Here is an 18,753-nt window from a genome sequence, read left to right as displayed (position 1 = left end):
CATTGGCTGTAAAATTTATGGACGCGTAACAATTGCGACAAAAGGTCAGACACGTTCTCATCTTGATCTTGGCGCTCTTCCTGCCCGTATCTCACGCTTCGGCAGAGGCGCCAATTTTAGGTGCGGTTATTTTCAAAGGTGTCACCACCTTTAGCCCACCTCAATTACTCTCGGTCTACTCCGACAGCCTGGGCCAGCCGACCGATTCACAGCAACGATCGCGGCTGCACACTCGCGTGCGCGACCACTACCTCGATCAAGGATTCCTCCCCCCTGCCGTGGTGATCGATTCACACCCCGATAGCGCTCACATCCTCGTCGTCAGTGTCACGGAACCGAAAATAGTCGACGTTCAACTAAGCGGTGGCACGCTTGATCAACGGGGGCAGGTCCGTACACGCCTGGCACCCTTGCGGGAACGAGCTCCAATTTCGCACCACGACATTAACCGGTTTACCCGAGCGCTCGAGCAAGCGATCGGTGTAGGGCTTAAAACGGCCATTGAAGAAACGTCACCGGGCCACCACCGAATCGCCTACATCCTGAAGCCACAAGTTCATGGCGAACTCACCTACAGCGCCGAGGGCAGTCAAACCCTAGGGAAGCACATGGTCGCCGGAAACGTCCGTGTCACAGGTTTAGGAGCTGGGATTAGTGAGATTTACCTGTTCGGCCTTCACACCCTTGAATCCAGTGGGTACCGCAACCTCGGCGCGGGCTTGTCTTATAACCCGACCGACACGGATACCGTTTATGCCGACGTCAGCAGTTCACGGGCCGTTCCGCAAAACCAACCAACCCAGCCTGATAGGGTGTACAAGCGAATCTGGTCCCAGCTTTTGTGGCGTCATCGGCTGTTGGACTCCACCACCTTCACACTGAGCCTCGACAGCAGCCTGATACTGCGGGATTACACTCGCGAATACAGAACCGATACCGAAGTGGACGAGCAACTGCGTATGGCCAGTTTAGGCACACTTGCCTATGCAAAAAATAAGAACCGATTATCGAGATTCGGCGTATCGGGCCGAGTGGGTGTGGATAACTTCGGCGCAAGGCGCAGTGGTTCCCAAACGAACGACGCGCTGGATCTCAACTTCCAGATTCTCCAAGCTTTCTACACGCTTTGGCAGGAATTGCCTGCTGAATTCTCCCTGAAACTTGACCTGTCCGGCCAATATTCCAGCGATAACCTGCCCTACTCTCAACGGTTCTCTATCGGTGGCAGTAACATCGCACTGGCCTATGAGCCCGGAGAATTCAGCGGTGACTCCGGGCTGGGCTCCAAGCTGGAATTACGACGCGGCTTCAGCAGTGAACGGTGGACACCTGGCACGCGCTGGGTGCCATACGTCTACTATGGCGTAGCCCGTGCCTACCAAAACCAAAGCGGTGATCGCGAATCCGGTGCCGCCACGGGCGCCGGGCTTCGCTTTCTGAACCGCAAGGTATCCGCCTATATCGAAATAGGCCAGCCGCTGACTGCCGCCTCGACATACAAAGACAACGACCTTCGCATGACGGGACGCCTCACCACCTACTTTTAAACAATTACGGCGTACGCAAGGCGCTGCTTGTGAAGAGGGCGTCGTGCAAAGCTTGGAGTCGCATTGGCGCAACGATGCGCTCTATACGCCCGTTGCCAACTCCTGAGTTAGATTAGCGGCTGAAATTTCCTTGCACCCACTGACATTCTGGCCCGCCCATAGCGGCGAGAAATCACCACAATTTTTTTGTTCCGCTTTAGCTCGCAGAGGAGCCAATGCAGCCGAGGCCAGCGGAAACGCCGGCGCAACCGGGCTTATAGGCCCAAGCTCTTTCATAACGCGGTTCACAATGCCCCGAGCCGGCCGCCCGGAGAACACATTGGTCAGCGCGGTCACCGCCGCTGAATCGCTCTTGATCGTCGCCCGGTGAACGGCACTCGTATTCGCTTCCGGGCACAACAGGTAAGCCGTGCCCGCTTGCACGCCAGCAGCACCCAAGGCCATAGCCGCAGCCACCGCTTTGGCATCGGCGATGCCTCCGGCCGCAATAACCGGTACCTTCACCGCCTGAACAATCTGTGGCAGCAACGCAAAGGTCCCTAGCTGGGTGTTGAGATCCTCAGACAGGAAAATCCCGCGATGCCCTCCGGCTTCCAAACCTTGCGCGATAATCGCATCTACTCCGTTCGCTTCGAGCCAGCGCGCCTCCTCCACCGTGGTCGCCGTAGAGAGGATTTTCGCGCCCCAGCCGCGCACGCGGTCCAGCAAATCCTGCGCAGGCAGGCCGTAGTGAAAACTGACCACGGCGGGTTCGAATTCCGCCAACACGTCAGCGGCTTCCGCACCAAACGGCAAACGCCCAGCCCCACCGGTAACGGCGTTTTCGTCGATGCACAATTCCTGATAATAGGGCAACAGGGCGGCTTTCCATGCCGCATCCTGTTCCGCATCCGGCTCGGGTTGCGTATGACAGAAGAAATTAACGTTGAAGGGCCGGCTTGTCTGCGCCTTGATCGCTGCCAATTCCTTGCGCATGGCATCCAGACTGAGCATGCCGCACGGGAGTGACCCCAAGCCACCGGCCTCAGATACCGCGATTGCAAGTTCGCTACCCTGCACGCCCGCCATTGGCGCCTGGATGATGGGAAGCTCTATACCTAGAAGTTCCTGAATGTTCATAGAGCGCCTCTTTCAGTTGGTTGCGGAAAGACCACGATGTCATCGCCTTCCTGCCACGGTTGATATTTGACCATGATCTGCTGAAACACCGGGTGTTCCAGCCAATCCCTCAGCCACTGCTGGAGATTCGGATAGGGCAAGCTGTAGAACACCTCACGATCAACATGGGCGAACTGGCGTACAAAAGGCATGACGCCAATATCGGCAATGCTAACGCGGGGGCCCAGCAAATAGGTGTTGCGGGTTAACAACATCTCCAGCTCCTGCAAAAAGGCTTCGCCCTGTTGCCGATACTCCAGTTGGCTTTGTTCGGGATGGCGATCCGCGTATTTATAACGATCCAGCCAGTGCTTGAATTCGTGATCGTTACGTTCAATCAAAGCATTCGCACGAACCAAATCGGTGTTTAGCAAACCGAGCGGGTCGTTTTGCTCCAGTGCCCATTCGAGAATATCCCGGCTTTCCTCGATCACACGCCTTTTGGCGCCACCACCCTCAACCAGCTCCAGAACGGGCACCGTGCCTTTGGGGCTGATAGCCAGCATCTGCGCCGGCTTGTTTTTCAGCACGATCTCCCGCAACTCGACCGCTAACCCAGCAAACACAATACCGAGCCGGGCGCGCATGGCGTAGGGACAGCGACGGAAAGAGTACAAGCGATTCTGTGATGTGGTAATAATGCGCTACCTAGCTAAATTAAGTTGGGCGCTCATTATAGAGAGCAGCGTTTTTTCAGATCAAGGTAACCGATCTTGATCTCGTCGCAAAAAACAGCGATAACGCCCCAGTTTCCTATACTCAGTACAAAACCAAACGTTAACAACGGAATGAGCAGCAGATACATGGTCATAAAGGGACTGCTTCCAAGTTGGGCTATCCAACGCCAGCAACCCGAGCTCACCCAACAATTGTACACAGAGCTCCGCGGCTATGAGTACTTGGGGACAAGCGCTGCGGTTCTGGTATTGCTGGTTTTCTGGGAGAAAACCGCCGCCAACCATCTTCATTTATTCTTGGTCATTTGGCTCGGCGTTATGTTTTGCCTCTACACACTCCAATGGAGGCTACTCCGTGAGGCCGGGCCAGAGCTGTCTTACGAAGCCACCAAACGCTGGGCACCGCGTAATCGCGTGATGGCCTTCCTAATTGCTGGTGGCTGGGCGGCGCTAGGGCCCCTGCTGATCTGGCAACTGGACCCGTGGCAAACCCTCGCCTTGGCCCTACTGCTGTTCTCCGTCCTAGCCATGCCCGTGTCTGCATACAGCAACGACTACCCTTCGGCGCTCTTGAGTGTGCTGGCCATCGCCGTCCCTACGCTTACCGTTCTGCTCATCAAACAATTCAGCCAGCCTATTGCTTCACAGTTCTGGCTTCTTGCCACCTTCGGCACCGGCGCCCTACTCTGCCTGTTAAGTGGCCATCGCCTTTCACAAGCCAGACGCCGCGCGATCAATGAACAAAACGAGCTGATCAAAGCGCGGGTCAACATCGCCAGCATTGAACGCGAACTCCGGCGTGAAAGGGACACCGATCCGCAAACAGGACTGGGTAACCGCCGCTGGTTTGAACACTACCTGCAGCAAAACTATGTAGCGCCCGCAACCCCCTTCTACATCATCGCCCTGAGTATTGACCGATTTTCCGACGTGACCCCTTCGTTTGGACGGCACGCAGCGGATTTCATTCTGCAAGATCTGGCTGGTCAGCTAAACCATCCCGAGGCGCTTCGACAACTGGCGGCCCGAGGTGATTCGGACTGCTTCCTGATTCTGTATGAAGGAATGGAGTCTGGTCTGGAGATCGAGGAGACCGTCAGCCAGCTGTTTAAACTCTTCAAATCACCATTCTGCTGGCAAAACCAGCCACTGACATTTACTTGTTCCCTCGGGGTTGCCGGCTGGCACTCGCACCTCGACGACAGCGCCCACGTGATCGAAAACGCTCTGCTTTCAATGCGCGAAGCCGCAAAAACCCCAGGCAATTCCTTTCGAATGCATGATTCGAAATTGCAGGAAAACGTAAAACGGCAAGCCATTCTTCGTCGGGAACTAGTCGAGGTTACCGAGCGCGACGAGCTGTTTCTCGCCCTGCAACCCAAGGTGATACTGGCGTCAGGGCAAGTCACGAGTGCGGAAGCACTGTTGCGATGGATGCACCCGGAGCTAGGCTTTGTCAGCCCGGCGGACTTCATTCCTCTGGCAGAATCGACGGGAGAAATCATTGTGCTTGGTCGGTGGGTCATCAACGAGGCGACACGCTTGCTGTTAAAGCAAGACATGCCCTCGGGCTTTTGCATGGCGGTGAATGTCTCCGTCCTCCAGTTCACCGACCCCGAACTGATTCCAACCGTGGCTCGTGCTCTGAAAAAACTGGAGGGCAGCGGCTGTACTCTGGAAATCGAAATCACCGAAAGCGTGTTCATGGAAGATTCGGCAAGGGTGATCAAAGCCGTCAAAGAGCTGATCGAACTTGGCGCTAAAGTAGCGCTGGATGACTTCGGCACCGGCTATTCTTCGCTGGCCACGATCAGCCAACTGCCTCACCACACACTGAAACTCGACAAGAGCTTTGTTGACGCTATAACCACCGATCAAAAACAGGCAACGATAGTCAAAGCAATTATCCAAGGCGCGTTGTTAATGGGTGTGGATCTGGTCGCGGAGGGCGTAGAAACCAAAGCCCAATGCGAACTACTGCGAGACTTTGGTTGTCAGTTGATACAGGGCTATTACTTCGCCCGTCCCATGAAAGAAGACGAATTTTTCTCCTGGATCAAGAATTACGGGCACGAACCCGATCTTGAGTCGCTGGAAAAAAGACTGTCCGTTAGCGTTACTTAAAGCCCTGCGTCACGGCGGGTTTGCAGCCTATCCAGGCAACCCGGAAAACTTCTCCATGCGTTTTGGTTTGTTATCTTGTTTTTGATGTCCGCGATACAAAATAGTTTCTACCCAAGATGACCGTTAGAATACCACCAAGAACTAAAGCTGATGACTCTACCAAGCGCAGAGTAATCAATTCATTGGTAAATATTACACCCCCTATCGCTGCAACTATCGGAACAAACAACTGAACAACAGCTGCCTGTGTTACAGAAAGCCCTTTAAGGGCGATATACCAAACCGCGTACCCAACGCCAGAAGCAATCGCGCCAGATAATACCGCCAATAGGACGCCCTCCTGAGATAGATTGGCGTCCTGTAAAGTGAAAATAAGTAAAACAAGAACAAATGGGGAGGTTCGTAAGAAATTATAAGCTGTGTCAGCAAGGGGTTGTGTGGAAGACCTTCCGATCAGTGTATAAAACCCCCACGCCATACCCGAAACCGTCATAAGAATGAAGCCCATTAATGATGGAGTGGTGACGCTGGGTATGATCAAATAAACAAAACCTGAAAACGCAATGAATACGCCCAACCACTCGGCATAATGCAGCCTGTTCCCTGATACCACACTAACGGCAATCATGGTGATCTGAACAGCAGCAAACAAGATGAGCGCGCCGGTTCCTGTGTCTAAAGAAATGTATCCATACGAAAAAGCCACGGCGTAAACAAACAACATGCTTGCGCCCAGCCAACTACCTGTAGATTGGGTGTTTTTCGTTTTTCTCGTCATTGCAACTGCGATCATTAAAATGAAGATTCCAGATAGCAGCCGTATGATCGTAAAGCTTGCAGCGTCAATCGACTTTTCACCCAAGGCTAATCGGCAAAGCACTGAATTTCCAGCAAAGGCTAAAAGCGCGAAAGTGGTGCACACAATGATTTTTATAGTATTTTTATTCATTAGATAAACATTTAACCTTCACATAAAAATCACTTAACAGTTATATATAAACCAATTTCATAATGATTTTATTAACACAAACATTTGACTGATCATGGGCTGAGCTAATTGCTCTACACCAGGACGATTAAAATAGCTGCGCAAACCTGTAAATTGAACTTGAAAGAAACGGGCATATTCAATCCCGGTAATATTTTTATTTAACTCACCATTATTTATTGCTTGCTCAAACAATGTCGACAAATAGTTTTCAAACTGAGCAGACAAATCCAAACCTAACTCGTGTAAGTTCGAGTCTTTATCTGAGAATTCACCGTTCGCTTTAACCAACATGCAAATAGCACTTGGGCTACAATCCTTTTCTTTAATTACAACACTTTCTACAAATGCACGTAATCCGCCAAGTACCGTCTCGGAGCCTGATAAAAAGCCTTCTATTTTGGCTTTCATTTGAACGGTGTAATCTTTCAATGATTCGCTGTACAGCCCTTCTTTTGAGCCAAATGCAGAGTAAATGCTACCCGGACGCATGTTCACCGCTTCCTGTAAATCACGCGTGGATGTGGCATGAAAACCCTTTTTCCAAAACAGCTCACTCGCAACGCGCACAACGTTCTCGCGCTCAAACTTGACCTTATTCGCCATACCATTTTCAACCAAAATGAACGATTGCTCAATTTTAACTTGAACGATCGCTCAAAATCAACTATCGTGCGTCTCGAAGTCACTCAGAACTGTTAATTGTTAGGAGCTACTAATGACAGAATTTACTCTATACACCAAAGAAAACGCACCGGAAGAAGCAAAACCGTTACTCGCGGATTCCATCGCTGGATTTGGTATGATCCCTAACCTTCATGCAGTCATGGCTGAAGCACCCACATTGCTTAAAGGTTACCAAGTACTGCATGATTTGTTTCAAAAGACATCATTCAATGCTGAAGAGCTAACCGTGGTATGGCAATCCATTAACGTAGAACACAATTGCCATTACTGTGTTCCTGCACACAGCGGTATTGCAGCAGCAATGAAGGTCGACCAAGATATTGTTGACGCTCTTGTAAACAAAACACCACTTGCGGATCCTAAGCTAGAAACACTACGTGAAACAACGTTAGCAATGACACGTGAGCGCGGTGTTATCAGCGATGAGCAAATTGAGAAGTTTTTTGTAGCGGGTTATGGAAAGCAGCAGCTACTCGAAATTATTGTAGGCTTATCTCAAAAGGTAATGAGCAACTACACGAATCACCTTGCTGATACGCCAGTAGATGCGGCATTCAAAAAATACGTTAAATAAATGCAGTTCTGTATAGTGAAAAAGGCAGCTCAAGCTGCCTTTTTCGTTAGCCAGGCAACTGGAGCTTAACGACGGATATCTCGCTTCAATATCACTCCGTTTCGGTTTCATCCAAGCTACATGTCGACGACTTGAACTCTAGCGGCGCGGCGGGCCCGGCCCATCCTGGCAGCTTTAGCGTTGCTCTTCTCTCGAATAGGGCTTCGCAGTCATTGTCAAAGTGCACAATGAACTTTTCAAAGTCGATCGATTTCAAAGTAGCCATAACTTTCCCATGACTTCTGGCAAAGTTAACCAACACCTCAAAATCTCTCTCGTTTTGATATTCTGGCGCTAATGCAGCCGCTGACGTGAGTGGCTGCAACATAATCACAATAAACAGAGTGATTGTTCTCATAGGCACCTCAATTAAAAGCCCGATTGTTTACCGGGTAACCGCAATGCAGCATTCGCTTTATTCCTCAACAATAATCACCTCGTATTTTTCGTCGTAGCTATTGACCGTGAGGACGTATTGGTTGCCGAAATAAAGCGTGGTTTTACCCTTCTCGTGGGCCGTCAAATTGCAGATTTCTCCGCCAAACAGGACCCCGGGTTCGCGAAAAGGGAGTAGGCTTCTGGCATTTTCACAGTCAACACTGGCTATTTCCGGCTCGGATGAAATCACCCCCGGATAATACCCCCACCACCCGGGAAACCCATTGCCAATCGCTAAAAGTTCAACGGTGTCGCCCTTATTCAGGCGTAACACGGAGGCGTCGTTATTCTCTTCGATCAAGCTGGTATAGCTGTTTCTTGTACCCGCGCACCCCTGAAGAAGGCAGAAAACTAATAACAGGCAAGCGATTTTGTTCATGTATTGACCTGATTTTGGGGGCTTGCCAAGCATTGCTAGGCACAGCCTTCCACATAGTGAATTGAATGCTCGTAGCCAGAGTATATTTCGACAATATGGCCTTTAAACACTTCAAACCGCATGGCTATCGATCGGTCTTTTGAAAACAGTTTTATGGTCCGGGCTTCCGGACCTTCGTAATGGTGGGGCTGGTCATCCAGTCGGTTACCGAACGTTTTGTTCAGCTTTGAAAGGCTGTCACCTACTCTGATACCCGAGGGCGTAACCGCCTCATTTGAGCTGGTCTCGATACGGACAATTCTGTTGTTATCCAGCATGAAGGATAGCCCTGCCATGGGATAATAGTAATCGCAGCCCTCACTGACATCCGGCTCTTGGACCTGCCCCAGCGAGCGTAAACTTGTATACGCCTCATCGACTGTCATACCAATTTTGACAGGCCCATAGCTATTCATCGTGAGCCAAACATCAGAAGCCAGCACAAACCCAGGTGCCAGTAGCATAACCATGGCCAGTAGACGGCCTGAGTGTTTCATCATTATTCTCCTGGCCCGAGGGGCTTCACGCCGTGAAACTGAGAAAAGTGTTACATACCGCTCTATTGTACTATCTGCTATCAAATCTGCTCATGCAGCTTAACGCCGGGTCCGGCAAACAACCCTTTAAATACGCCATAAAGAACAAGGCACGCGGGTTGAAGGCACTTATTCCGGTCAGCGCGGTTCCTGACGTCACTCGGAAACCAGAAAATTGCGACCGCTACCGCCATGCTCGATCACCGCTTCCTCGGCACGATCCTTGAGGTTGACCCCCGAAAGCTGAAGCCGCTGCGCCTCACGCAGCAGATAGAGCGCCCGTTTGGCCCCCTCCACAAGTGGCAGGCCCGCCGGCCGCACGTTAGAAATGCAGTTTCGCGCGGCATCGGTCAGCCCCGGACGCGGCGCCCAAGTCAGGTACAGACCAAGGCTATCCGGTGAACTCAAACCGGGGCGCTCACCAATCAGTAACAACACAGCGCGCGCATTCAGCAGCGCACCAACGTCATCACCAACCGCGACACGGCCCTGCTCGACGATGGTCAGCGGTGCCAGAGAGCACGCTGGCAACTCGCTGGCGAGCAGACCCTGAAGACACTGCAGAAAAGGCACCGCGTTCTGCGCAATCGCCCGCGAGGACAGGCCATCAACGATGACAATCGCCAGATCACTGGGCTGCTCGCAGCCCAATTCAGCCAATTGCTCACGCGAGGCATCATCCAGCATCCTCCCCTGATCCGGGCGCTGCAGGTAGGTCATGCGATCAACCGCCTGACTGTGCAGGCGAATTGGCTCACCGAACGCGGCGAGCTTCGGGTCAGCCGCCAGCTCGGCGCACAGGGCACCAATATCCAGTGGCAGATGCACGGCATCACGGGCCTGAGCATGGGACAACTGGAACGCCAGTAACTCGCTGGTCGGTAGACTGATACCTGCGCGGCCAAGGCCGATGCGCGCATCGGTAAATTCACGCAGGCGGCGCCAGGGGTTCTCGACCACTGCGCCCGGCTTCTGGGTAGTTTTATCGTTTGACGCACTCATGTACGACCTCCCGGCAGCGACTTGAGCGAACGGGCAAAGGGTTCCGGCAGAGCGTCGTGCAGAATGTGGCGATCGGCATCGCGCATGATCTGCATGCGGGTCAGCCATTGCTCGAACTCCGGCGATGGCCGAAGCCCCAACGCACGGCGCGCATACAAGGCATCGTGGAACGAGGTAGTCTGATAATTGAGCATGATGTCGTCCGAGCCGGGAATGCCCATGACGAAAGAGCAACCCGCCACCCCGAGCAGGGTCAGCAGGTTATCCATATCGTTCTGGTCGGCCTCGGCGTGGTTGGTGTAGCAAACGTCGCACCCCATCGGCACGCCCAGCAGCTTGGCGCAGAAGTGATCTTCCAGCCCGGCGCGGATGATTTCCTTGCCGTCAAACAGATACTCCGGGCCAATAAAACCGACCACGGTGTTGACCAGAAGAGGATTGAACTTGCGCGCCACCGCGTAGGCGCGGGTCTCGCAGGTCTGCTGATCCAGACCATGGTGCGCGTTGGCCGACAGGGCACTGCCCTGCCCGGTTTCGAAGTACATCACGTTGTTTCCAACGCTACCGCGGCCCAGACTGAGCGCGGCCTGCTGCGCTTCAGCCAGCGTTGCAAGGTTGAAACCGAAGCTGCTGTTGGTCGCCTCGGTGCCACCAATCGACTGAAACACCAGATCCACCGACGCTCCAGCTTCGATGCACTCAATGGTGTTGGTCACATGAGTCAGCACGCAGGATTGAGTCGGGATCTCGTATTTCTCGATCACCTCGGCCATCAAGTTCATTAACTTGATGGCCTGCGCCACGTTATCGGTAGCAGGGTTGATACCAATCACCGCATCACCGTTACCGTAGAGCAACCCATCAAGGATGCTGGCGGCGATGCCATTGACGTCATCGGTCGGGTGGTTGGGCTGCAAACGGGTCGATAAACGACCGTGCAAGCCGATGGTGTTGCGAAAGGCTGTGGTGACATGGCACTTCTTGGCAACCAGAATCAGATCCTGATTACGCATGATTTTGCTCACCGCCGCCGCCATCTCCGGCGTCACACCTGCACAGATCGAGTGCAGCACCTCCGGGGTCGCATGATCGCTCAGCAGCCAGTTGCGAAAATCCCCGACGGTTAAATGCGATATGGGCGCAAACGCCGCCAGGTCGTGCTCGTCGATGATCAGACGGGTGACTTCGTCGGCTTCGTAAGGCACCATTACTTCGTTCAGAAAGGTTTTCAGCGGCACCTCGGCCAGAGCCATCTGCGCAACCGCGCGCTCCTCGGCCGACAGCGCAATCACGCCCGCCAGCCGATCACCGGAGCGCTGCGGCGTAGCCTTGGCCATCAGGTCGGCCAGATCGCGGAAGCCGAAGGTCCGGCTGCCCAGCGTGTAACGGTAGGAGTAGGAACACGTCATCTTGTTACCTCATGCGTGCAATTTGCTGCGACAGCGATGCAAGGTCTGGACAGACGCATTCTGGCTCAGTATCCCGGTACGCGCCTCGGACTGCCGCATTAAAGGCATCGTCATCAAAGACTACATGCTACTACGCGGCGCTCTCAGGCGCGACGAAAGGAGCGGCACCCCCTTCTTGAGAACCTATCAGTCTTCGCGGGCAAGACTCCTCACGCAGAGCGCCAGAAGCAAGGTCGCGAGGACACCCGATCCCCCAGCGACAGCGGAGGATAGAAACACGTCACGCCCAAACACGACCATCATCCCATTAGCGAACATCGCTACAACGCCCACCAGCGCCGTTAAGCCTCCCAATGCCTTGGCCCCCCCGGACATTTTCGCCATTCCGAAAACGAGTGCCGCAAGGCCTAGCAAGAGCTTTGCTGCGTAATAGATCATAAAGGACAAGGCGACGACGGCCCCTGCCAATGGGCCAAGTGCATCGAGTTGACTGGCGGCTTCACGTAATGGCCCGAACATAGTGACACCAACGCTCACTTGCACTACGTTGAGTACCGCACTGAATGCAATGGCAGACCAACCCAACTGATAATGTTTGGCCTGCACCATCGCGGCTCCGGCAAACGCCGTGAGAATGGTGAAGAGAAACCCCTCCATCCCCCACAATAGTTGCCGTGGAACGCTAATCTCGGCTGTGGCGAGAATGGTATAAAGTGCCTGCGTAGCTGCCAGCGCCAACAGCAAATACGATGTGATTCGAACCGTTCGTATATTCGTAAATTCCATGGTTGCTTCCTTTGTACTTCTATTTAGGACACTTGCTCAAAGCACGACAGGGACGTGCGTTGGACGGCCTCGAGGCCGGGAACGAACTCGATTGACTGGTCAAGTGGTACAAAGTTCATGGAAAACCCTGAAAAAGCAAACGCGCAAGGCCAAGGTCGAGCTTAATTGACTGGTTAAAACCGGCCGTCAGTAACCACTGATCGCCACTATGCTCTGTGCGATCTCCGGTCCTTTGTATTCTTCGATAAAGTGCCCCATATCCGGATAAACGTGCAGGTGCTCGGCTATTCTTGGCAGCGCTTCAATCCACTGTTCCCTGACTGATTTCTTACCGCATGGGTCGTATTCTCCAATGTGGGCTGCCACGGGAATATTACGCCCCTCCGGCCCCCAGAATTTCGGAAGCTGTTCCTGCATTTTGCGATAGAACTCGTGATTGTCCTGCGTCCCATGCGTCTTATCGTCGTATTGGTATCCATGCCCCCAATAAGGCGTTTGAAGCAAATTACGCTTTGAACTTCGAGCGTTGGCGCTACTTCTCAACGCCTCAGAAAAGACATAAGCCGGAGTGCCCTTCGAAAATCTTCGGAGTGCAAAACGGCCCTGAAACACAAGGGACTTCCCATAAAGCGCTGCCAACGAACCTGGATTAGCTTCCTGCAATACAAATGCCGCCACTCCGCCCCATAACCTATCCGGAATAAGCCAACCGAAATTGTTCCATGGCATTAACTTTAATGGCCAATTTTCATACGTAATCCCATCCGAAGGCATTGGGAAGATGGTGGTGTTCAGTACCACGAGGGCGTCAACCCGATCCATTTGATCCAGGAAGGCCCCAACGCCTATTGGGCCGCCCCAATCGTGGACCACCAGAACGACGTTGCGTAAATCCAAGTGCTCAATCAGCAATGTAAGGTTTGCCGCATGGTGCATATCCACCATCTCGAAATCAGCCTGATCCGAAATTCCCATACCAATATGATCGGGACAAATGATTCTCAGATCTGGGCTTTGACCCAGCAACGCATCCCGGGCATGCCGAAAAGTGTAAGAGCATTCTGGGTTCCCATGTACGAACAAGACTGTTTTTTCGGCTTTTCCATTCGCTGGACCATAGTCGGAATAGAACAGATTTTTACCCTTATCGAAGCCTTCGGGAATTTCGAACCAGCGATCCGCTCCGTCGCCACAGTAATCTTCCGGCAACGATCGAAGCGGTGAATTGGACTTGATTTGAATCGGCATATCAGATTCTCCGTATCTGCCTTTGTTGGCTAACGCCAAGCAAAACGGCAAATAATAACTGGTTAAAATATATGGGTCTTACGATAAAACTAGTTATGTAAAATACAATAAAAAAACAGCCTTGTAGGAAATATTTTTAGGACCTTAACCACAACACTATCCTCCTATCTTTACTATGAAATACATTAACAGCCAGAAAGATAAGAAATGTTTCGGAAACCTAGCAGCTTATAAATGAAATGTATATTTTATTTGAGGCAATTCTGTCAGCTTCAGTGAACGGAAATGATAAAAAACCGCACAAGTCGTAGATATAATTTTTGAACTGGGCAGGAACACTCAAAGGCTGACAGCGATGCGAGACGGTCTTCGACATGCAGCCGCTTGCGCTGCGAAGCATGAAGATCCCCCGTGCTCCGGGCACTGTCTCGTGTATTTTGATCGTTGTGCGGCTTCAGATTTCTTGAAAGTTAGTGGAATTCTCTTCCTCAACCTTCCAACGATATACCACTCGAATAATGATTAGATCCTGCACACAAAACGTCGCAGTAAATTGCGGAAGCCAAGTAACGGAATAAACGTCGATTTTACGAATTTTTTACGCTATCTATGAATACGCATTTAAATAGAAGATAAAAGGCAGAACTGCCAAATCCAACGTGACCGCCATACCCAAAACACCAGGCTTAATTAAATAGCTTTTCTCCGGTTTTTTGGGGTTATAAAAAACGTTTACGGTACCGTCTTTATCTTTCCGAATATTCTTTAACTGGTTCTTAAGCAAAAACCTGGAATTGTGAGATGCGATTATTATCCAAGGTGAAACTCGGTGCCCGTGATAGATATCATCAGCCACCTTATATTTATATAGTGAAGATACTTTATAATCTTGATCTGACAGAACTAATTCCGTCACCCCCCATTTATCAACGGAGGCACTTTTCAAAATGCCTTTTGTCATTGGCCATTGGCTGATCAAAAATTGCCGAAAGAAAGAATACAGACACATGACAAATACATAAACCACAATAAAAAATAGTACTCCTTGCTTATTCCCCTCAGAAGCAAGCAGCCACATATCTTTTACATACTCAATCATATGCTTTACTACCTTTTATCTAACGTAGCCAGCATGCGCTCGTTTTTTAGTGGAAGCGAAGCCGCAACAAAAAGGTATCACCGTGCCGGGCCTTGCCAGGCATCAAACCCACCGGCGAACCGCTGCTTCGTAATGACGGTATTCCTCCCCAAACTTTTCACGCATGTACCGCTCCTCCGGGGCAATTTGAAACCGGTTCATATACATCACGAAGACCGGAAGCAGCAGAAAACTCGCGATATTGCCGAGAAAAACACCCCAACCGATCAACAAGAGCATAAACCCAACGTACATTGGGTTTCGGCTTATTCGATAGACTCCGCTAGTGACGAGGTTAGCTGACTGATCTGGAGCTCTCGGATCAACGGTGGTACCCGCAGAGCGAAATTCCCAAACACCCAGTAAAGCGAAAGCTACACCTGTTGATGCCAAAAATAGGGCCACAAGCGCCGAAGCGGATAGTGTGATGCCCAGAGGCGGTAACAGAACTGCCAATATCCACATGAAGCCTGCGATGATCACCACTTGAGCAACGGGTGGAATTTTTAGCTCTAATCTATCCACAACGACTCCTTTGGTGCCTAACGCCCGGCTTTTCGGCGTGCCGGAACGCAGCGTAGGCGCGTTCGGCAACAACCTCTGGTTGTATGCACGTGCATGCGTAAAGCCAGGCGCATGACCTAAAAAGCCGCTAATTTATTACTTTTTTTCCAATCTGGCTTTTACCGCCATATATTCGGGCGTGCGCCCAACGTCTTCGTATATGGGCTCACCCTCTTCAACTCGAATCACTTTATCGCCAGCCACATAGGGCATTTGTTTTTCTACCTCCAACAAAGCGGTGTGGATGAGATTGGCTACCAAATCACTGACAGGCAATTCATAAGTCTCGGCAAGCGCCTCTATCTTGATCAGGTCCACCTTGTTGAGAACAACCTCGGTACTTACCTGTTCTTTGACATGGTTTGAACGTAGCTCCCAATCATCGAGCATTTTCTTGATCAAGTTGCTGGTCATGTTGGACTCCAATAAATTGTCTAAGGAGGCTTTGATTGAGCCAGAGATGTCCGAAGAATCAAGGTATACCGTGTTTACTCGGGTGTTAACACAGCTCCCTCCTACATAGCTTAGCACTTACCAGGTGATCGGTTTCTTCCAACGGTCTTGTAGCAATCTGCCCTCGCAGCCTCCAAGGCTAAAGGGATATAGTGAGCTAACCGTTTGGATTCAATGTCTTTGACGGTGTATAGCTTTAGATGTCTTCGGCCTTTTCCAGCACCTTCAAGATATCCGAACGCATCGTCAATTTGGGCCCCTTTTCTGAAACCGGCGAAACGATCGTCTTTACCAACTTACGAACATACTCGACCACCCAATGTTGTTCGTGCCCCAGGTAGGCAATGTCATCTACCAGTGTTTGAACATTCTTAGTAGCCATCACTCAAATTCCCCGGCTCATGTAGCGCAGCGAAATAGGCGTCCGCTGCAGGGCCGGAGGCCCGGAACGAACTACAACAGTGGTTATGTGGTGCGCGGCGCAAACATGATGATTGCCATACCTAACAGCGCAACGGCTGAGCCAACCAAATCCCAAGCGCTTGGCCGAATACCATCGACCGCCCAAAGCCACACAATAGCCATAAAAATATACACACCACCATACGCAGCATAGACCCTGCCAGCAGCTGTAGGATGCAGCGACAGCAACCACGCAAATGCTGCAAGACTCAACGCACCTGGCACTAGAAGCCAGATGGTTTTGCCCTCCCGAAGCCAAAGGTAGGGCAAGTAACAACCAACAATCTCTGCCAACGCGGTGACGAGAAAAAGACCGACTGTTTTCAGTTCAGGCAAAGAAATTGACCTCTTGATAGTGACACATAACGCCCACAGCACGCGTGGCTTTGCAGTAAAGGCACACCCGCAACGAAAAAGACCTCGCCGTGCCTGCAATTGTTAAATTCGCTCTTCGGCTCTGAGCGTCAGCACCTCGTAACCATCAGAGGTCACGGCGATTGTATGTTCCCACTGAGCAGATAATTTCTTATCGCTGGTGACAACGGTCCATCCATCTTTCTTCAACTTAACCTTGGCCTTACCCTGATTAATCATGGGCTCTATGGTAAACACCATTCCTTCTTGCAGAGCCAGACCTTTACCTGCCTGACCATAATGCAGAACCTGAGGTTCCTCATGCATTTCTCGCCCAATTCCATGCCCACAATATTCCCGAACAACAGAATAGCCGTGTTTCTGGGCGTGGCTCTGAATGGCGTGACCAATATCACCAAGGGTCGCCCCAGGCTTTACACGCCGTATCCCTTCCCACATCGCCTCATAGGTTTTATCAACCAAACGCTTGGCGATCGGAGTCACGCTGCCGATCAGGTACATTTTGCTGGAGTCAGCGATATACCCACCCTTCTCTAGCGTGATATCAACGTTGATAATATCCCCGGATTTCAGCTTCTGAGTGGCTGAAGGAACCCCGTGGCAAACAACGCGGTTTACAGAGCTATTCAAAACATATTCGTATCCATACTGACCTTTACTTGCAGGACGAGCATGCAGCTGATCGGTGATATAGCTCTCCACCAAATCATTGATCTCCATCGTTGAGACCCCAATCTCGATAAAGCCGTCAAGGTACTCAAAAACAGTCGCCAGAAGCCGACCAGACTCCCGCATTACACTCAATTCTTCAGCGTTTTTCAGTTTTACGCTAGCCACCGACAGCCTTCCTTACATCAACATCGGCCATTTTCATTTGGTCGCGCATGATGTCAGAAAAAGACATGCTGGGGTTCGCCTCGGCGAGCATACCAACCTTTATCCAATACTCAGCCTGAGCATTGATGGAGCGAACCATAACTGAGCTCGCCTTGCGAATCTCCCCGTGTAGTTCGTCGTCAATCTTAACAATTCCCATATTTAAGCCTCGATATACGATGTATATACAAATCGTATATCGTTGATGGCCTACTGGCAATGTGATCAATGAAGAATTTAACGCTGAATCAAGCGGCGACCCTCGGCCGCGTACTGATGCGGTTTGTTATGCAGGTTCATCTGAGGGCCCAACCCAAAACAGCGGATTGTGTGCTATTTCCCAGAGATAACCGTCTGGATCAGAAAAGTACCCTGCATATCCACCCCAATCCGTTTTCTGGGCTGGTTTGGTCACAACGGCACCTGCTGATTCAGCCTGGGCCATAACTTGATCAACCTCGTGCTCAGAACCTACATTGTGAGCTAGGCTGAACCCCGCGAATCCGCTTGATCCCCCAGAGACTAACGCATCTTCAGCCAGCGCTTCGCGACCGTATAATCCTAGCCAAGTACCATTCAACGTAAAGAACGCCACTTTGGGTGGAGAATCCATTCGCGGAAGCCCGAGACCCTGCTCATAAAACAATACAGAACGTGACAGGTCACTTACGCCTAAAGTGATCATGCTAATTCGTGGTTTCATGGTTGCTCCCCGCAGAACGCTTTTTTTCAGCGGCGACCTTTTGGCAGCGAAGCGGAGAAAAGGGCGTCCAGTGGAGCGCCCTCAGGTCCGTCTGCATACGCTTATTAGCAAGCAAATTCATCAAGCGCTTCTAAAGCCCTCGCTGCAAACTCGCTCTGAATAAAAATGTGATCGTGGTAATAACCTGCAATTACGTTTGCACTAATCCCATGCTCGGCAAGTTTATTTGAGAATGCGGCTGTTAGCCCCACAGCATCAAGGCTTGAGTGAACACTCAATGTAATGCCTTTAAACACAGAGTCGTAATCAACGTTTTTCTCATCAGCCTTAGATTTCGGAATAACTAATGTAAGCCCCTCAGATTCTATGAAGGATGCGATTGGCTCCAAATCTGAATAGTCTCCGTATCGGGCATTCTGGAATGTGCAAAATACATATTCCCCATTCATTAGTTCTGGAGACATGGATTTAAGTAGCTTGTCTAAGTTTTTCTCGCCAGTCATGGTTTGTCTCGCTCGCTAACAGCAACTAGACCGCGTTCCGCGATATTG

The 18,753-nt window shown here is 51.3% G+C and carries 22 protein-coding genes; 3 read left to right on the top strand and 19 right to left on the bottom strand.

The window, feature by feature from the left end:
* The first annotated feature begins 62 nt into the window (after positions 1-62).
* Positions 63-1,547 carry a ShlB/FhaC/HecB family hemolysin secretion/activation protein gene (locus VOI14_RS02330; RefSeq protein ID WP_323750422.1) on the top strand — a complete coding sequence of 495 codons (1,485 nt, stop codon included), beginning with the start codon at positions 63-65 and terminating at the stop codon, positions 1,545-1,547.
* 81 nt (positions 1,548-1,628) lie between these two features.
* Here the strand turns inward: VOI14_RS02330 and VOI14_RS02325 are convergent, their stop codons facing one another.
* Both VOI14_RS02325 and VOI14_RS02320 read right to left on the bottom strand, forming a co-directional pair.
* Positions 1,629-2,666, bottom strand: coding sequence for a nitronate monooxygenase (locus tag VOI14_RS02325; protein ID WP_323750421.1), 1,038 nt, complete (start codon positions 2,664-2,666; stop codon positions 1,629-1,631).
* Complete coding sequence (locus VOI14_RS02320; RefSeq protein ID WP_323750420.1) at positions 2,663-3,322, bottom strand: glutathione S-transferase; 660 nt, start codon at positions 3,320-3,322, stop codon at positions 2,663-2,665. Before VOI14_RS02320 ends, VOI14_RS02325 begins: the two co-directional genes overlap by 4 nt.
* Before the next feature lie 186 nt (positions 3,323-3,508).
* On the opposite strand from VOI14_RS02320, the gene VOI14_RS02315 reads away from it, so the two are divergent.
* The gene (locus VOI14_RS02315) at positions 3,509-5,506 is read left to right on the top strand and encodes a bifunctional diguanylate cyclase/phosphodiesterase (protein WP_323750419.1); all 1,998 of its coding nucleotides are present in this window, start codon (positions 3,509-3,511) and stop codon (positions 5,504-5,506) included.
* 70 nt (positions 5,507-5,576) lie between these two features.
* On the opposite strand, the gene VOI14_RS02310 is transcribed toward VOI14_RS02315, so the two are convergent.
* On the bottom strand, positions 5,577-6,455 hold the full coding sequence (locus VOI14_RS02310) for a DMT family transporter (RefSeq protein WP_323750418.1): 879 nt from the start codon (positions 6,453-6,455) through the stop codon (positions 5,577-5,579).
* A gap of 57 nt (positions 6,456-6,512) precedes the next feature.
* Complete coding sequence (locus VOI14_RS02305; protein WP_323750417.1) at positions 6,513-7,100, bottom strand: TetR/AcrR family transcriptional regulator; 588 nt, start codon at positions 7,098-7,100, stop codon at positions 6,513-6,515.
* Between the two features lie 112 nt (positions 7,101-7,212).
* On the opposite strand from VOI14_RS02305, the gene VOI14_RS02300 reads away from it, so the two are divergent.
* The gene (locus VOI14_RS02300) at positions 7,213-7,755 is read left to right on the top strand and encodes a carboxymuconolactone decarboxylase family protein (protein ID WP_323750416.1); all 543 of its coding nucleotides are present in this window, start codon (positions 7,213-7,215) and stop codon (positions 7,753-7,755) included.
* Positions 7,756-8,209: 454 nt separating this feature from the next.
* Here VOI14_RS02300 and VOI14_RS02295 read toward each other — a convergent pair whose 3' ends face one another.
* From VOI14_RS02295 to VOI14_RS02225, 15 genes are all read right to left on the bottom strand, one after another.
* A complete protein-coding gene (locus tag VOI14_RS02295) occupies positions 8,210-8,611 on the bottom strand; it encodes a hypothetical protein (protein ID WP_323750415.1) in 402 nt (133 codons plus the stop codon).
* Positions 8,612-8,646: 35 nt separating this feature from the next.
* Entirely contained in the window at positions 8,647-9,150 is a 504-nt protein-coding gene (locus tag VOI14_RS02290) for a hypothetical protein (RefSeq protein ID WP_323750414.1), read from the bottom strand.
* A 192-nt stretch (positions 9,151-9,342) separates the two neighbouring features.
* Positions 9,343-10,188, bottom strand: a complete 846-nt coding sequence (gene eutC / locus VOI14_RS02285; protein WP_323750413.1) for an ethanolamine ammonia-lyase subunit EutC — start codon at positions 10,186-10,188, stop codon at positions 9,343-9,345.
* Positions 10,185-11,597, bottom strand: coding sequence for an ethanolamine ammonia-lyase subunit EutB (locus tag VOI14_RS02280; RefSeq protein WP_323750412.1), 1,413 nt, complete (start codon positions 11,595-11,597; stop codon positions 10,185-10,187). The genes eutC and VOI14_RS02280 overlap by 4 nt, the downstream gene beginning before the upstream one ends.
* 186 nt (positions 11,598-11,783) lie before the next feature.
* Positions 11,784-12,383, bottom strand: coding sequence for a hypothetical protein (locus tag VOI14_RS02275; RefSeq protein WP_323750411.1), 600 nt, complete (start codon positions 12,381-12,383; stop codon positions 11,784-11,786).
* A 186-nt stretch (positions 12,384-12,569) separates the two neighbouring features.
* Positions 12,570-13,631: an alpha/beta fold hydrolase gene (locus VOI14_RS02270; protein WP_323750410.1), complete on the bottom strand. Its 1,062-nt coding sequence runs from the start codon at positions 13,629-13,631 to the stop codon at positions 12,570-12,572.
* Positions 13,632-14,238: 607 nt separating this feature from the next.
* A complete protein-coding gene (locus tag VOI14_RS02265) occupies positions 14,239-14,730 on the bottom strand; it encodes a DUF3592 domain-containing protein (RefSeq protein WP_323750409.1) in 492 nt (163 codons plus the stop codon).
* Between the two features lie 102 nt (positions 14,731-14,832).
* Complete coding sequence (locus tag VOI14_RS02260; protein ID WP_323750408.1) at positions 14,833-15,294, bottom strand: isoprenylcysteine carboxylmethyltransferase family protein; 462 nt, start codon at positions 15,292-15,294, stop codon at positions 14,833-14,835.
* A gap of 135 nt (positions 15,295-15,429) precedes the next feature.
* On the bottom strand, positions 15,430-15,747 hold the full coding sequence (locus tag VOI14_RS02255; RefSeq protein ID WP_323750407.1) for a hypothetical protein: 318 nt from the start codon (positions 15,745-15,747) through the stop codon (positions 15,430-15,432).
* 235 nt (positions 15,748-15,982) lie between these two features.
* Positions 15,983-16,168 carry a hypothetical protein gene (locus VOI14_RS02250; RefSeq protein WP_323750406.1) on the bottom strand — a complete coding sequence of 62 codons (186 nt, stop codon included), beginning with the start codon at positions 16,166-16,168 and terminating at the stop codon, positions 15,983-15,985.
* Positions 16,169-16,251: 83 nt separating this feature from the next.
* Positions 16,252-16,584, bottom strand: coding sequence for a YnfA family protein (locus VOI14_RS02245; protein WP_323750405.1), 333 nt, complete (start codon positions 16,582-16,584; stop codon positions 16,252-16,254).
* A 102-nt stretch (positions 16,585-16,686) separates the two neighbouring features.
* Positions 16,687-17,460, bottom strand: a complete 774-nt coding sequence (gene map, locus VOI14_RS02240) for a type I methionyl aminopeptidase (protein ID WP_323750404.1) — start codon at positions 17,458-17,460, stop codon at positions 16,687-16,689.
* Positions 17,453-17,659, bottom strand: coding sequence for a ParD-like family protein (locus VOI14_RS02235; protein ID WP_323750403.1), 207 nt, complete (start codon positions 17,657-17,659; stop codon positions 17,453-17,455). The genes map and VOI14_RS02235 overlap by 8 nt, the downstream gene beginning before the upstream one ends.
* A gap of 126 nt (positions 17,660-17,785) precedes the next feature.
* Positions 17,786-18,202 carry a VOC family protein gene (locus VOI14_RS02230; protein WP_323750402.1) on the bottom strand — a complete coding sequence of 139 codons (417 nt, stop codon included), beginning with the start codon at positions 18,200-18,202 and terminating at the stop codon, positions 17,786-17,788.
* Positions 18,203-18,306: 104 nt separating this feature from the next.
* Positions 18,307-18,705, bottom strand: a complete 399-nt coding sequence (locus VOI14_RS02225; protein WP_323750401.1) for an ACT domain-containing protein — start codon at positions 18,703-18,705, stop codon at positions 18,307-18,309.
* Between the last annotated feature and the right edge of the window lie 48 nt (positions 18,706-18,753).

Source organism: Marinobacter sp. (genome assembly GCF_034669625.1).
Lineage (GTDB): Bacteria > Pseudomonadota > Gammaproteobacteria > Pseudomonadales > Oleiphilaceae > Marinobacter.
The sequence above is the reverse complement of the archived record's forward strand: the minus strand, read 5'-3'. Positions and strand labels throughout refer to the sequence as shown.